The organism is Tranquillimonas alkanivorans (assembly GCF_900115595.1).
GTDB classification, from domain to species: domain Bacteria; phylum Pseudomonadota; class Alphaproteobacteria; order Rhodobacterales; family Rhodobacteraceae; genus Tranquillimonas; species Tranquillimonas alkanivorans.
Genome location: NZ_FOXA01000009.1, coordinates 84,680 through 98,016, shown reverse-complemented (window position 1 = coordinate 98,016; position 13,337 = coordinate 84,680). Strand labels below are relative to the sequence as shown.

11 protein-coding genes and 1 tRNA gene are annotated in these 13,337 nt (G+C 69.7%); 1 reads left to right on the top strand and 11 read right to left on the bottom strand.

Annotation, left to right across the window (positions count from 1 at the left end; translation table 11 throughout):
* Positions 1 to 35: 35 nt before the first annotated feature.
* The 7 genes from proB to BM162_RS12305 all read right to left on the bottom strand — a co-directional run bounded on the left by proB (position 36) and on the right by BM162_RS12305 (position 5,954).
* Complete coding sequence (gene proB / locus BM162_RS12335) at positions 36 to 1,166, bottom strand: glutamate 5-kinase (protein WP_093422314.1); 1,131 nt, start codon at positions 1,164 to 1,166, stop codon at positions 36 to 38.
* Positions 1,154 to 2,188, bottom strand: coding sequence for a GTPase ObgE (gene obgE, locus BM162_RS12330; RefSeq protein WP_093422312.1), 1,035 nt, complete (start codon positions 2,186 to 2,188; stop codon positions 1,154 to 1,156). The genes proB and obgE overlap by 13 nt, the downstream gene beginning before the upstream one ends.
* Positions 2,175 to 3,170: a GNAT family N-acetyltransferase gene (locus BM162_RS12325; protein ID WP_093422309.1), complete on the bottom strand. Its 996-nt coding sequence runs from the start codon at positions 3,168 to 3,170 to the stop codon at positions 2,175 to 2,177. Before BM162_RS12325 ends, obgE begins: the two co-directional genes overlap by 14 nt.
* 5 nt (positions 3,171 to 3,175) lie before the next feature.
* Positions 3,176 to 3,715, bottom strand: a complete 540-nt coding sequence (locus BM162_RS12320; RefSeq protein ID WP_093422307.1) for a GNAT family N-acetyltransferase — start codon at positions 3,713 to 3,715, stop codon at positions 3,176 to 3,178.
* A gap of 283 nt (positions 3,716 to 3,998) precedes the next feature.
* Positions 3,999 to 4,268, bottom strand: a complete 270-nt coding sequence (rpmA, locus tag BM162_RS12315) for a 50S ribosomal protein L27 (protein WP_093422305.1) — start codon at positions 4,266 to 4,268, stop codon at positions 3,999 to 4,001.
* Positions 4,269 to 4,274: 6 nt separating this feature from the next.
* Positions 4,275 to 4,955 carry a 50S ribosomal protein L21 gene (locus BM162_RS12310; protein WP_093422302.1) on the bottom strand — a complete coding sequence of 227 codons (681 nt, stop codon included), beginning with the start codon at positions 4,953 to 4,955 and terminating at the stop codon, positions 4,275 to 4,277.
* A 174-nt stretch (positions 4,956 to 5,129) separates the two neighbouring features.
* The gene (locus BM162_RS12305; RefSeq protein ID WP_093422300.1) at positions 5,130 to 5,954 is read right to left on the bottom strand and encodes a DUF2059 domain-containing protein; all 825 of its coding nucleotides are present in this window, start codon (positions 5,952 to 5,954) and stop codon (positions 5,130 to 5,132) included.
* A gap of 153 nt (positions 5,955 to 6,107) precedes the next feature.
* Here BM162_RS12305 and BM162_RS12300 point away from each other — a divergent pair.
* A tRNA-Ser gene (locus tag BM162_RS12300) sits at positions 6,108 to 6,197 on the top strand.
* Between the two features lie 28 nt (positions 6,198 to 6,225).
* On the opposite strand, the gene BM162_RS12295 is transcribed toward BM162_RS12300, so the two are convergent.
* From BM162_RS12295 to BM162_RS12280, 4 genes are all read right to left on the bottom strand, one after another.
* Positions 6,226 to 6,777 carry a hypothetical protein gene (locus BM162_RS12295; protein ID WP_093422297.1) on the bottom strand — a complete coding sequence of 184 codons (552 nt, stop codon included), beginning with the start codon at positions 6,775 to 6,777 and terminating at the stop codon, positions 6,226 to 6,228.
* Positions 6,778 to 6,870: 93 nt separating this feature from the next.
* Complete coding sequence (locus BM162_RS12290) at positions 6,871 to 7,830, bottom strand: FAD binding domain-containing protein (protein WP_093422295.1); 960 nt, start codon at positions 7,828 to 7,830, stop codon at positions 6,871 to 6,873.
* A gap of 223 nt (positions 7,831 to 8,053) precedes the next feature.
* Positions 8,054 to 10,726, bottom strand: coding sequence for a molybdopterin-dependent oxidoreductase (locus BM162_RS12285; RefSeq protein WP_093422292.1), 2,673 nt, complete (start codon positions 10,724 to 10,726; stop codon positions 8,054 to 8,056).
* 71 nt (positions 10,727 to 10,797) lie between these two features.
* Positions 10,798 to 13,200: a mechanosensitive ion channel domain-containing protein gene (locus tag BM162_RS12280; RefSeq protein WP_245759254.1), complete on the bottom strand. Its 2,403-nt coding sequence runs from the start codon at positions 13,198 to 13,200 to the stop codon at positions 10,798 to 10,800.
* Positions 13,201 to 13,337 lie beyond the last annotated feature (137 nt).

Here is a 13,337-nt window from a genome sequence, read left to right as displayed (position 1 = left end):
TCGGCCCTCGGGTTCGGGTGACATCGGTTGCGTGCTTACAGCACCATGTCGTCGCGGTGAATGAGCGCGGCGCGGCCCGGATAGCCGAGCGTCGCCTCGATTTCGCTGGTGTGGCGGCCCCGGATCGCGTGGGCTTCCTCGGCCGTGTAGCGGGTCAGCCCCTTGCCCAGCGTCCCCTCGGGGCCGACGATATCGACCGGGTCGCCCCGGCCGAAGCGGCCCGTCACGCCGGTGACGCCCGCGGGCAGAAGCGAACGCCCTTGCCCCAGCGCGCGCGCCGCGCCGGCGTCCACCCGGATCTCTCCGCGCGGCTTCATCGCCGCGATCCAGCGCTTGCGCGCGGCCTGAGGATCGCCGTGGGCCAGGAACCAGGTGGAGGGCGCGCCATCCGCGAGCGCCTTCAGCGGCCGCAGGACCGAGCCCTCGGTGATCGCCAGCGCGCAGCCCGCGCCGGTGGCGGTCTTGGCGGCCATCACCTTTGTCTTCATGCCGCCTTTCGACAGGCCGGATCCCGCGTCGCCCGCCATGCCCTCGATCTCGGGCGTGATCGCCTCGATCACGTCGAAGCGGCGGGCGGTGGCGTCGTCGCGGGGGTTGCCGGAGTAGAAGCCGTCGACGTCGGACAGAAGGATCAGCTGGTCGGCACCCACCGTCACGGCGACCTGCGCGGCGAGCCTGTCGTTGTCGCCGAAGCGGATCTCGTCAGTGGCGATGGTGTCGTTCTCGTTCACGATGGGCACGACGCCAAGGCCCAGAAGCTGCGCGAGCGTTGCGCGCGAGTTCAGGTAGCGGCGACGGTCGGCGCTGTCTTCGAGCGTCACCAGTACCTGCGCGGTGGTGATGCCGTGAGGCGCCAGCGCTTCTTCATAGGCGCGGGCCAGCCGGATCTGGCCAACGGCGGCAGCGGCCTGAGACTGTTCGAGCGGGAGCGTGCCCGTCCCCAACCCCAGCACGCCACGTCCCAGCGCGATGGAGCCGGACGAGACGAGGATCACGTCGGTCCCGCGCGCCTTGGCCGCCGCCACATCCTCGGCCAGCCCGCGCAGCCAGTCCGAGCGCAGCGCGCCACTCTCGCGGTCCACCAGCAGCGCCGAGCCGATCTTGACGACCAGCCGGCGCGCCTCGGCCAGCGTCGGCGTCGCGGCGGTCTGAGTCAGGGTTGCCACGGTCCCGTGTCCTCTTCGTCCTTGCGCTGGCGCAGGCGGTCGGCGCCGATCTGCGCGCGTAGCGTGCGCAGCACCTCGGTCACGCCTTCGCGGCTGACGCCCGACATCAGCATGACCTCGCCCGCGACCGCTTCAAGCTCGGCCTTCTTCTCGGCGCGTTCCTCGTCGTCGAGCGCGTCGATCTTGTTGAGAACGGTGACGCGCGGCTTGTCGGCCAGCGCACCGCCATAGGCCTCGAGCTCGTCGATGATCGTGCGCCAGTCCTGCGCCACGTCCTCGGCCGTGGCATCCACCAGATGCAGAAGGACCGCGCAGCGCTCGACATGGCCCAGGAACAGGTCTCCCAGGCCCCTGCCCTCGTGCGCGCCCTCGATCAGGCCGGGGATGTCGGCGACGACGAATTCGGCATCGTCCACGCCCACGACGCCCAGGTTCGGCACCAGCGTGGTGAAGGGATAATCCGCGATCTTCGGCCGCGCGTTCGACGTGGCGGCAAGGAAAGTGGACTTGCCCGCGTTCGGCAGGCCCAGAAGGCCCACGTCGGCGATCAGCTTGAGGCGCAGCCAGATCGTGCGCTCGACCCCCTCCTGCCCGGGATTGGCCCGACGCGGGGCCTGGTTGGTGGCGGTCTTGAAGTGCAGGTTGCCCCAGCCGCCGTTGCCGCCCTTGGCCAACAGCACGCGCTGGCCGACCTCGGTCAGGTCGGCGATCACCGTCTCTTCGTCCTCGTCGAGGATCTCGGTCCCCACGGGCACGCGCAGCACCACGTCGTCGCCGTCGCGGCCGGTGCGCTGCTTGCCCATGCCGGGCTGGCCGGACTTGGCGAAGAAGTGCTGCTGATAGCGGAAGTCGATCAGCGTGTTCAGCCCGTCCACGGCCTCGGCCCAGACGTCGCCGCCCCGGCCGCCGTCGCCGCCGTCGGGGCCGCCGTACTCGACGAACTTCTCGCGGCGGAAGCTGATCGCGCCGGACCCTCCGCCTCCGGACCGGATGTACACCTTGGCGAGATCAAGAAACTTCATGGGGAGCCTCGAAGGATTGGCGGTCAAGCCGATAAAGGACATTGGGCGCAGGCTCAAGCCGCGCCGGAGAGGTGGTGTCGTCGGCAGCACCGGGCGCCGCGGCCGGGCCGGGCTGCCGCACGGTTACCGCGTCGATGTCGAAGCGGGCGAAGCAGGCGTCGGCGAAGGTGCGGATCACCCGCCGCGTATCGCCGGGCGCGGTGTAGGCAGGGTCTAGTGCAACTTCGAGGGTCAGATCGCGCGCGAGCCGCACGAGGCCGACAAGCCGCCCGGTCGGCAGGCAAACGGCGGCGCGGAAACCGGGCCGCCCCCGGAAGCGCACAGTGTCGATCCAGTGGCGCAGACCGGGGGCCGAGCTGTCCTGCGGCGGGTCGGAGGGCGCGCAGACCGGCAGCAGCCGCCGCACCGCGCCGCGGTCACTGTCGCGCAGCTCCCGCAGGCGCAGGCCGCCGCTTCGCGCGCGGAACCTCCGCCGTTCCTTCCAGCGGGCGCGGGAGAGAACCATGTCGCGCACCGGCACATCCTGCTGCAACGGGCGCGCGAAACGAACGGCACGGCCGGTTTCAACGAAGCCCAATTTGGCCAGCGCCCCGGCCGAGCGGGCGTTGCCCTCGAAATAGCCCGAGCGCAGCGATCGGTTCCGGCGGTCGGCGAACCACGCGTCGATCAGCGCATCCCCCGCCTCGGTCACGTAGCCGCGGCCCCAAGCCGGGCGGGCGAGCCAATAGCCAAGCTCGCGGCCAATGCCGATGATGCCCTGAAGCCCCCAGGCGTCGCAGATGGCCCAGGCCGTGCCGGGCGCGGCGGCGGGCGACGACAGGAACTCCCGCGCGTCGGCCAGCGCGTAAGGATACGGCACGACGGCGAGCCAGCGCGCGACGTCATAGTTGCCGACACCGCGCGCCACGGCCTCGGCATCGTCGGAAACCAGCGGTCTGAGGATCAGGCGCGGGGTCCGGATGGTGTGCGCGGGCCCCGCCATTCCGGTCAATCGAGTTTCAGCGAATAGGTCCAGGTCGGCACCTTGCCGCCCCGCGCCACGGAATACGCCTCGGCATCGCCGAGATAGGCGAAGCCGGCGTTGGTCAGCACGCGCGCCGAGACCGGGTTGTCCTGGAAGACCTCGGCGAAGATCGTGCGGCAGCCCTGCGGGTTGGCCTGCACCATCGCACGCACCGCTTCCGAAGCGAGCCCGGTGTTCCACATCGCGGGTGCCACCCAATAGCTGATCTGGCTCTGCTCGCGGTCCATCCGCTCCATGCCGATGACGCCGACCAGTTCCGACAGGCCCGAGGCGCTGCCGTCCATCACCCAGATATCCTCGGTCCGGTCGGGCGACTGCGCGCGGGCGATGAACGCCTCGGCCGCGCCGGGCGGAAGCGGATGCGGGACCGAGCGCGTGCCGCGCGCCACCCTCTCGTCACCCGAATAGAGCGCCAGAAGCCCGGCGTCGGACTTGCGCACCGGGCGCAGCACGGCGCGATCGGTTTCGATGACAGGCTGCTCGATCATCTTGTCCAGCATCATGCTTCCCCTCCTCCGAAAAGCATAAACGGGCGTCCAGACGCCCTGATAACGCGTCGCTCGCAGCGGGTGAGTCACCCGCGTTCCGACCGTCTCCGCCACGGCCGGCGACACGCATTCCCTTATAGAAGATGGTCCCCGCTCGCTTCTCAGGCAAGGGCCAAGGCCCTCAGTCCTTTGATATGACGCGGTTTCCCCGCCCCGGCGGACGGGGCAGGCATCCGGAAACGAAAAAGGGGACCGGCGGTGCGCCGATCCCCCGATGTCGTAGAACCTGAGGTTCGGCTTACTCGGCGGCCTCGGCCTGCGGAAGCACCGAAATGAAGGTGCGGCCCTTGAGCCCCTTGTGGAAGGTCACGCGACCTTCGGCGGTCGCGAAGATCGTGTGATCCTTGCCCAGGCCGACGCCCTCGCCCGGCCACCACTTGGTGCCGCGCTGGCGCACGATGATGTTGCCCGGGATGACCTCCTGGCCGCCGAACTTCTTGACGCCAAGGCGGCGTCCCGCGGAGTCGCGTCCGTTCCTGGACGAACCGCCTGCTTTCTTGTGTGCCATTGGTCGTTACTCCTTCTCAGCCAGGATGGCCTTGGCCTGATCGACCCAGCCTTCCTTTTCGATCTTGCCCTTGAGGTCGGCCTTCGCGTCCCACTCGGCCACGTCCTCGTCCGACCACGACGCAATCTGCGCGAAGCTGGTGATGCCCGCCTCGTGCAGCTTCTTCTCGAGCGCCGGGCCGACGCCCGTCAGTTTCTTGAGGTCGTCATCCGACGCGCCGGCGGGAGTCTCGGCCGATTTTTCCTGCGCGCCGCCGGTCTTGACGCGCTTCTTCATCTCGGCCTGGTCGGCACGGTTCTGGGTGTAGCGGTCGTCGGAGGCGACGAAGCCGCCCGGAACCGAGCCCGCGCCCACGGCGGCCTTGATGCCCGAGGAATCCGCGCCGGACTCGAGGATGTCGGTCACGCGCAGAAGCGTGAGCTGCTGGCGGTGGCCCTTCGTGCGCTTCGAGCCGTGCTTACGGCGGCGCTTGACGAAGTGGATGACCTTGTCGCCCTTGACCTGGTCGAGCACTTCGGCCTGAACGCCCGCGCCTTCGACGAGCGGCGTGCCGACGGTGCCGCCGACCATCAGAATCTCGTTGAACTGGACTTTTTCACCAGCGTTGGCAGCAAGCTTCTCGACCCGGAGGACATCCCCCGACTGGACCCGATACTGCTTGCCACCGGTCTTGAGGACCGCGAACATCTGCGTCTTCCTTCCTTTCCCGCGCCCTTTGGCCCCCTTCCGGGTGTTTCCGGCCCTGCGGCCGCCTCGGACAGCGCGCCCCTTTGGGGCGTCATGTCAATAAAGCACCGCCCGGGCGTGAACCCGGGCAGGAGCCGGGCTTATGATCCGGTTCCCGCCGCCTGTCAACCCGGCTCATATATCCTCGCCGGCCATGAAACGCGCGGCCCCCGCGCCGAGGGCGCCGGAAATCTTCGAATACATCTCGTCGAACGCGGTGAATAGAGCGCGGTTCATCTCCTGCCCCTCCTCGGTCTCGGAGATGTCGATATAGGCGCGAAGGTCCGCGTCCTCGAGCGGCTCGTACGCCATGGTCAGGTAGGAGAAGACCCACTCTTCCGTCTCGTCGCGGATCTCGGGCTCCTGCGACCAGACATCGGCAAGCACCTGGTCCTCGGTCATGCCGCCGGGCAGCGCGTCGCCGTCCATCAGCCCGGTCAGGAACGCGTAGTTCGAGTTCAGCGCGCCGACGACGTTGCTCTCGACCAGCTCGTTGACCTCGACGAAGCGCTCGATCAGGGCGAGCCGCGGCGCATCCTGCGCCCGCATGTCGGCATAGGTCTCGCGCGCGGCCTCGTCGACGCTTTCGTCCAGCAGCGCACGCCGTGCCTCCAGTTCAAGCTCGACGATCTGGCGCCCGCGCTCAGAGGCGAAGAACTCCACCAGCGGCGCGACATCCGTGCCCTGCATCTCGTCGGTGAAGACCTGCGTCACGAGTTCGTCCATCGCATCCACGCCATAGAGGTTCGACACCAGCGCTTCCCACGCCGCGCCGCCCTTGCGCGGGAACAGTTCGGCCTCGAGCTCGTCGCCGTACTCCAGCCCCTCCTCGCGCATGATGGCGAGCACGTCGGGGATGCGAAGCGCCTCGTACAGCGCCTCGATCTCGTAGGGCTCCTGCGCGGTGGCGGGCGCAGCCATGGCGGCGGAGAGGCAGACGGTCAGAACGGCGGCGCGCATGCAGGAACCCTCGGCACGATGAGTGTGACGCGAAGGTAGGTGGCGCAGGCCCGGCTGCCAAGTCCGGCGCGCCTTGCACGACCTTGCGGCAAGGCCAAGAAAAGTGGTTGCACGCCGCGGTCGTCTTCAATATGTCCCCGCCAGACCCTTCGCGGAGAGGTGCCGGAGTGGTCGAACGGGGCGGTCTCGAAAACCGTTGACCCTTCACGGGGTCCCAGGGTTCGAATCCCTGTCTCTCCGCCATTATCCTTCCCGATCAGGCGCTTGCGCGTCACGATCCGCCCCGGCGGTCGTTGACGAGGAAATCGGCGAGCCAGCCGCGTGAGGCCAGTTCCCGCGCGGCGAGCGGCCGACCGGCCAGGACGGTCGCCTGCGCCTCGGCGAAGCGGTCGATGCCGCGCAGCGATGCCACAAGCGCAAGCCCGCCGGCGAGCGCCGACAGGACGGGCGGGAACGGCAGGCCGGTCAGGATCGCCCCCGCCAGCGCCGCCCAGAAATAGACGTGCCAGGCGTGCGTCTGGATACGCAGTTGCGAGGCCAGCAGCTTCGAACACCGCACCTCGCGCTGCCCGTCGGCGAAGGGGCCGCGAAACAGGCCGCGCCGGCGCTGACTTTCGAGGTACGACCCCGGGACCCGTTTCTTCGGCAGGAGGTCGTGCTGGATGTTGTCGTCGAGCCAGCAGAGACGAAGCAGCACCACCGTCGCCAGGATCGCCATCAGCCCAGGGGGCAGCCAGATCCCCGTGGCAGTGCCCGCCGTGGCGAACACGCTGCCGACCACCAGTTGCTCCGCAAGGGTCCGGGTCCGGAACGGTTCGATCATGGCGTCCTCCGTGGGCGGCGGGGTGTCAATGCGCAACGTCTTCGGGCGGTGATGTTTCCTTGATGCTACTTCAACTTTCGCCGGCGCGGGCGCTCATCCGGCGGTCTGCGTCTGCACGGTCTCGTGAGCAGCGGCCTGTTCCAGCGCCGTCAGCACCGTCCGCTCGAGCATCGTCACCTTCCACGCCGCCTGCGGCAGCGGGTTGGCGCCCTCGCCCGCCCGGGCGGCGGCCGCACCCCACGTGCCCGCTTGCGCCGGTCGCCCTACCAGAGCCGCCTCGACCCCGTGCAGCCGGAGCGGCACTTGGCTGACGGCTCCGGCGGCGACGCGGGCTTCGGTAACGGTGCCGTTGTTCACGAACAGGCGGACGAGGCTTTCGACGATGGGCCATTCCGCCTCGGCCCGGCTGATGGCGCGCAGGTACGCCGCGCGCTCGCCCGGCGCGGGTGGCGGCAGCAGGACGTGTGTCAGAAGCTCGCCGGGCGCGAGCAGGTGGTCGCGGTCATGGGCGCTGCCGCCGCCGTAAAGGTCCGCGATGCTCATCTCGCGCTCCGTGGTGCGCACGCGCCCGTCGTAGGCCAGAAGCGCCATGCCGAGGCTCGAGGCATGCGGATGGGCGCACCCCCCTTGGTCGAAGATCACGCCGTTGTCGTGCACGCCTTTGCGCCCGCCGCAGGCGGCGTCGCCCTTGCGGGTGCATGCCAGGTCGGGATGCCGGAAATAGGCGCAGCGCGTGCGTTGCAGGAGGCATCCGCCCACCGTCGCCGCCCGCCGGATCTGCGGCGTGGCGAGCCCCGCCGCCGCCTGCGCGAGGCCGGGATAGTCGCGGACGATGTCCGGGTTCCGGGCGAGGCCGTCGAGGCTAAGAAGCGCGCCGATCTCGCACCCGTCGTCCTGCCGGTCGATCCCGTCGAGGCCCGGCAGGCCGATGATGTCCACGAGCGGCCCGTCCGAGACGCCCGAGCGCAGGCGGTCGTGCAGGTCGGTACCCCCGGCGCGGAACTCCCCGTCGGCCTGCGATGCCTGTGCAAGGGTGTGGAGGCGGGTCAGCATGAGGTGGAGTCCGTTGCCCATCGGTTGACAGAGGCCAGCATCGCTGTCCGCTGCGCCGCTTCGTCTTCGGAAAGAGATATCGTCGAACCAGCGCGTCTCAGAGGGCCGCGACCGCCCGGCGTGGGCGCGAAAGCGCCCGCCTGGGGGGCGGGCGGGCGCTGCCCGGTCCGGTTGCCCGGGCGCAAGTGTGGCCGAGCTTTACGAGTGGCCTCACCTCCTGTCGTCATATGGACACCCCCTCCACCACCGCCTGCGGCAGGATCGGCGTCTCGTGCGGCCGCCAGCCGGTGGCGTGGTGCACGGCGTTTCCGACCGAGGCGGCGACGCCCACGGTGGCGAGTTCGGACATGCCGATGGCGCCGTGGGCGACGTCTTCGTACCCAGCCTCGTCAAAATGCGCGTGCACCTCCGGCGCGTCGCCGATCCCCGGCAGGCGATAGTCGTTCAGATTCGAGCTCAGGACGTGGCCCGTCGCCGGCTCGTAGACCTTCTTCTCGTAAAGCGCGTAGCCCATGCCCTGGATCGCGCCGCTGAAGACTTGCGACCGCGCAAGCTCGGGCACCAGGATCCGCCCTGCCGCGATGCCGGTCCAGACGTTCAGCGGGCGGATGCGGCCCAGCCGCGTGTCGACCTCGACCTCGGTCACCACCAGCGCATGGCTGCGGCGGAAGCCGGGGAACGGGCTGTCGGGGTCCATCGACATGTTGAGCCGCAGGCCCAGCGGCCCGCGCTCCGTCACCCGCTTCTCGGTGACGGACACGGGCTCGCAGGCACGCAATACCTCCTCCCACGGCATGACACCCCCGGCATGGGCGATGCCGCCGCGCCCGGCCCGGGCCTCGCGCAGGTTCAGCCGCTCCGCCGCCTGTTCCACCAGCCGCGCCGCCAGCCGCTCGGCCGCGCGATAGGTGGGCGGATAGACCGAGGCGGTGACCTGGCTGCCACCCGTCACCGGCCCCAGCGGCGCATCCGCGCGCCCGAGATCCAGCCGCACCGCGTGGCGGTCCAGCCCGATCGCGTCCTCCACCGCCTTGGCGATCGAGGTCCGGGTGCCGTTGCCGATGTCCTGGGTCGAGCAGGCGACGGTCAGGCCGTCGGAATCGCAGGACACGGTGACCTCGACGTTCGGGTTGTAAAGGAACACCCACGACGCCGCCGCCATGCCCACCCCGCGGCGAAAGCGTTCGTCGCCGCGGTTGGCGTCGCGGTCGCGCCACGCGGGCAGCGCCTCGGCCCAGTCCAGCAGGCGGTCGCGGATGTCGTTCTTCGGCATGAAGCGGCGGCGGACCTCGACCGGGTCGAGGCCCAGCTGCGTGCCCGCGTCGTCCAGAAGCTGCTCCATTGTCCAGAGCGCCGAGGGCGCGTCGGGCCCCCGCATGGGCAGCGCGGGGGGCGTGTTGTTGACCACGACCCGGTCCTTGAGGTCCTTCGCCACCCAGGGAGAAATCAGGCCGTACAGGAGCGCCGCCGCCGTGCCCTTGGCGATGCCGGCGTCACCGTCGGCGTGCAGCCGCAGCGCGCGCGGCGCGCCGTCCTCTCCCAGCACGACCGCGCCCTCGTTGCGACTGCCGGAGCGCTGGCCGGTATAGGAGAGATCCTCCAGCCGGCTCGCCACCACCCGAACAGGAGCACCGGCGGCGCGGGCGAGCTTCACCGCCGCAACTGTTTCGCCATAGAGCCCCTGCTTGCCGCCGAAACCGCCGCCGATGTGCTGGCTTTCGACCTGCACGTCCTGTTTCTCGAGGCCGAACTTGTCGGCCAGCAGCGTGCGCAGGTGGTGCACGTTCTGCGTCGATGCGTGGACGGTGAGCCTGCCGCCCTCCCACGCCGCGACCGCCGCATGGGGTTCGAGCGCGGCGTGCGTCTGCTGGTGGTTGCGGAACGCGCCCTCGGCCAGCGCACCGCCGCTGCCCCCGCGCGCCGCCGCGACCCGTCGGCGGGCGGTGCCGGGCCGCCACGAGGTGCCGTTGATCCGGGCATGGCCCACGTTGCCGTCCCAGCGGGTGGGCAACGGGGCCTGCTCGGCGGCGCTCGCCATCGTCTTGCGGTCGCCGACGAACGCCTTTGCCGCACTCTCGGCCAGCGCCTGATCCATGCCGATGGCGGCCGGCAGAACCTCGTAGTCCACCTCGATCAGCTTCAGCGCCCGCTCGGCCGTGGCCCAGTCGACAGCCGCGACGCCAAAAACGGGCTGACCGGTGAACCGGACCTGCCGGTGATCCTCAAGCAAGTCCGCCACGGCGACGACCCCGTCGAGCGCCTCGGCGGCGGAGGTGTCGACCGACAGCACGCGCGCATTGGCATGCGCCGCACGCAGGATGCGCCCCTCGAGCTGGCCGGGCAGCGCCAGGTCCACCGTATAGCGCGCTTCGCCGGTGACCTTTTCCAGCGCATCCACGCGGGGACCCAGCCGCTGGTTCACGCCGTCGAACTCCCCTTCGCAGGCGTCGGCGATAGCGGCGTAGATGCCGAGATAGGCGGCGCAGCGGCACAGGTGGCCGGCCATTGCAGCTGCGATTTCGTCCCGCGTGGGGCGTTCCCGGCCGCGCTCGGCCCGCCAGCGGTCGTGGAAGGCGATACCTTCCATCACGAAGCCGGGGGTGCAGAAGCCGCATTGCAGCCCCTCGTTCGCCATCAGCGCCAGCTGGACGGGATGCAGCTCGTCGCGGCCGTGCGCTTCGACCGTGCGGATGTCGCGACCCTCCATGTGGATGGCCGGCATCAGACAGGCGTTGATCGGCTCCCCGTCCACCAGCACGGCGCAGGAGCCGCAGACGCCCTGTCCGCACGCCACCTTGGTCCCGGTAAGCCCGGCCCGCTCGCGGATCACGTCGACCGCTGTCTCGGCGGCGTCGGGCTCGAACTCGAAGAACTCACCGTTGATCGTGGTGCGCATGGACCGCCTCCGCCGGGATCATCCTGCGCATCAGGATAGCATGCGGATGTCGTTTGACACCCGCGCGCGGCTCATTCCGCGGCGTCCGCCCGGTCGCGCCCGATCCGGGCAACGTGGACCGGGGGGGCGTTGCCCTGCTTGTCCTCGCCGAAATAGATCGTCTGGTGCGGGAACGGGATCTCGATGTTGCGGGCGTCGAAGACGCGCTTGACCACCTCGTTATAGGCCCGGCCCACGCCCCACTGCTTGCCCGGCAGGGTCTTGATCCGACAGCGCAGCACCACGGCGCTGTCGCCGAATGCGTCGAGGCCGAACCATTCCAGGTCGCCCATCAGGAACGGCCCCTGCTCGGGGTCGGCGCGCAGGTCTTCATAGGCGTCGAACATGGCCTGTTTCACCTCGTCCACGTTCTCGCGATAGGCCACGCCCATGTCGACGACGTAGTACGAGAATTCGCGCGTGAAGTTCGACACCATGTCGACCGAGCTGAAGGGCACGATGTGGAAGACGCCCTGCAGGTCGCGCAGGCTGACCGAGCGCACGGTCAGCTTCTCGACCACGCCGGTGGTGCCGCCGGCGGTCACCACGTCGCCCACGTTGATGGCGTTCTCGAACTGAATGAACACGCCGGTGATGATGTCCTGCACCAGCTTCTGTGCGCCGAAACCGATGGCCAGGCCCAATACACCGGCCGAGGCGATGAGCGGCCCGATGTTCAGCCCCATCTCGGACAGCACGAACATCAGCGTGAGCACGATAATGGTAATCGTCGCGGCGTTGCGCAGAAGCGTCAGCAGCGTCTGTTCACGCGGGGTCGCGACCTTGCCGAAATCGGGGTTCAGGCGGTAGTCGACCCACGAGTTCAGCGCGAGCCACAGCAGGAACGCCACCAGCAGGATCAGGGCCACGCTGACCACCGTACCCGCGACCCAGACGCCACGTTCCCCGTCCAGCCAGCTGCTGACCCCCATCACGCCGATCACGTCGAGCGCGTAAAGCGCCACGGCTGCCATGATGACCAGCCGCACCACCGTCAGCGCCTGCGGCACGAAGCGGTTGAGCCGCCCTTCGAGCAGCGGCAGCCGCTCGCGCGCGCTTTCGGGCAGGCTGATCCCGCGCGAGATCACGCGGCCCAGGATGCCCGACAGGACCACGCCCACGATCAGCGCCAGCGCGATCTTGCCGGAACTCAGCAGTACCTCGAACACGACCGGGCCGGGCCGCGACAGGACCAGAAGCAGCACGCCGGCCAGGTAGGCGAGCGCGAACCAGTGCCAGTTTCGGGCCACGGGCGCCAGAACGCTGCGACGGCGGCGCTTGCGCTCGGCCGTCTGCACCGGCTCCTCCGTGGTCTCGTCCTCGACCTCGGCGGCGGTGCCGGCGACGACGACGCGCTCTTCCTCGTCCACGCTCTCCTCGTCGTCGAGCGCCGGATCGGGCTGGTCCGACGGCGGCGGCGACACGGGCATGGTCTGCGCCAGCAGCCAGTCGGCGACCCCCTTGCGCCGCGCCAGCACCACGAGCGCGAGATAGATCATCACCAGCGACGACAGGAGCGCCGAGATCCCCCGCCCGGCCAGGTACGATGCGTTGGCGTTCACGATGGGCACGATCAGAAGCTGGCCATAGCCCAGCACGCTGACCGAGATATTCACGACCCGCATCAGCGATTTCGCGGCGGCGTCCGACATCGGCACGATCCGCAGGTGGCCCGTGGACGGCGACAGAACCAGCCTCACCGCCGTCTTGACCAGTTCGACGGCCAGGAAAGCGTTCAGGTACAGCGTCTGGCGTATGCCGATCTCGCCGAATTCGCCGAAGAACGAGATCGCTACGGCGTATCCGATGGCCCAGGCGGCGACCACGATCAGCACGTCCAGCAGTCCCGAGCCCAGGAACGCCATGATCCTGTAGCCGGGGCTGCCGTTCGAGGCGCGCGCGCCCATGCGGCGATAGACCGGGATCAGCGCCGCGCGCAGCACGAGGAAGACGACGACAGTGATGGCGATGATCAGGATCAGCTCGCGGAAGGCGTCCCAGATCACCTCCATCTCGTCGGCCCCCACGCTCGACAGGATGCGCGGCGCACGTTCCAGCGCGCGCCACAGCGACTCCACGCTTCGCGCGACGTCCTGTGCGGCCTCTTGCGTGAGTACCGCGAGGCGGCGGCCGAAAGAGGCGGGCGCAACCGGCTCGACCAGCGGCTCTTCCACCGCCTCCACGGCCTCTCCGGCGCGCGCTTCGAGCCCCTCGATCAAGCGGTTCAGGCTCTCCTCGTCCCGCAGGATCTCGAGCAGAAGGTCAGCCGGGTCCCCGGCCGCCGTCTCGTCGGTGGCGGCGGGATCGGCGACCGCGTCCTGCGCGTGAAGCTGCCCGGCGGCGAGGCCCGCAACCAGCAGCAGCACCGCCACAAGCGCGGCGAACGGGCGGACGAATGCGGCGATCGCGCCGGCGGCGCGGTGGACGAGAGTCATCGGATTACGGCTCTTCTTCTTCAAAAGGTTCCGAATGTGTTAGTTCGCCGCACCCGGTTCGACAACCCGTGCGGCCCGAATGCCCGCGGGCGCGGCCCCGTGGTGCGGGAGTGCATCGACGCGCGGGCGGCCTTGCC

What these genes read in the sequence shown, in the direction of transcription:
- obgE (WP_093422312.1), bottom strand. Translation starts at nt 2,188, where the DNA reads ATGAAGTTTCTTGATCTCGCCAAGGTGTACATCCGGTCCGGAGGCGGA.
- BM162_RS12325 (WP_093422309.1), bottom strand. Translation starts at nt 3,170, where the DNA reads ATGGCGGGGCCCGCGCACACCATCCGGACCCCGCGCCTGATCCTCAGA.
- BM162_RS12320 (WP_093422307.1), bottom strand. Translation starts at nt 3,715, where the DNA reads ATGATGCTGGACAAGATGATCGAGCAGCCTGTCATCGAAACCGATCGC.
- rpmA (WP_093422305.1), bottom strand. Translation starts at nt 4,268, where the DNA reads ATGGCACACAAGAAAGCAGGCGGTTCGTCCAGGAACGGACGCGACTCC.
- BM162_RS12310 (WP_093422302.1), bottom strand. Translation starts at nt 4,955, where the DNA reads ATGTTCGCGGTCCTCAAGACCGGTGGCAAGCAGTATCGGGTCCAGTCG.
- BM162_RS12305 (WP_093422300.1), bottom strand. Translation starts at nt 5,954, where the DNA reads ATGCGCGCCGCCGTTCTGACCGTCTGCCTCTCCGCCGCCATGGCTGCG.
- BM162_RS12295 (WP_093422297.1), bottom strand. Translation starts at nt 6,777, where the DNA reads ATGATCGAACCGTTCCGGACCCGGACCCTTGCGGAGCAACTGGTGGTC.
- BM162_RS12290 (WP_093422295.1), bottom strand. Translation starts at nt 7,830, where the DNA reads ATGCTGACCCGCCTCCACACCCTTGCACAGGCATCGCAGGCCGACGGG.
- BM162_RS12285 (WP_093422292.1), bottom strand. Translation starts at nt 10,726, where the DNA reads ATGCGCACCACGATCAACGGTGAGTTCTTCGAGTTCGAGCCCGACGCC.
- BM162_RS12280 (WP_245759254.1), bottom strand. Translation starts at nt 13,200, where the DNA reads ATGACTCTCGTCCACCGCGCCGCCGGCGCGATCGCCGCATTCGTCCGC.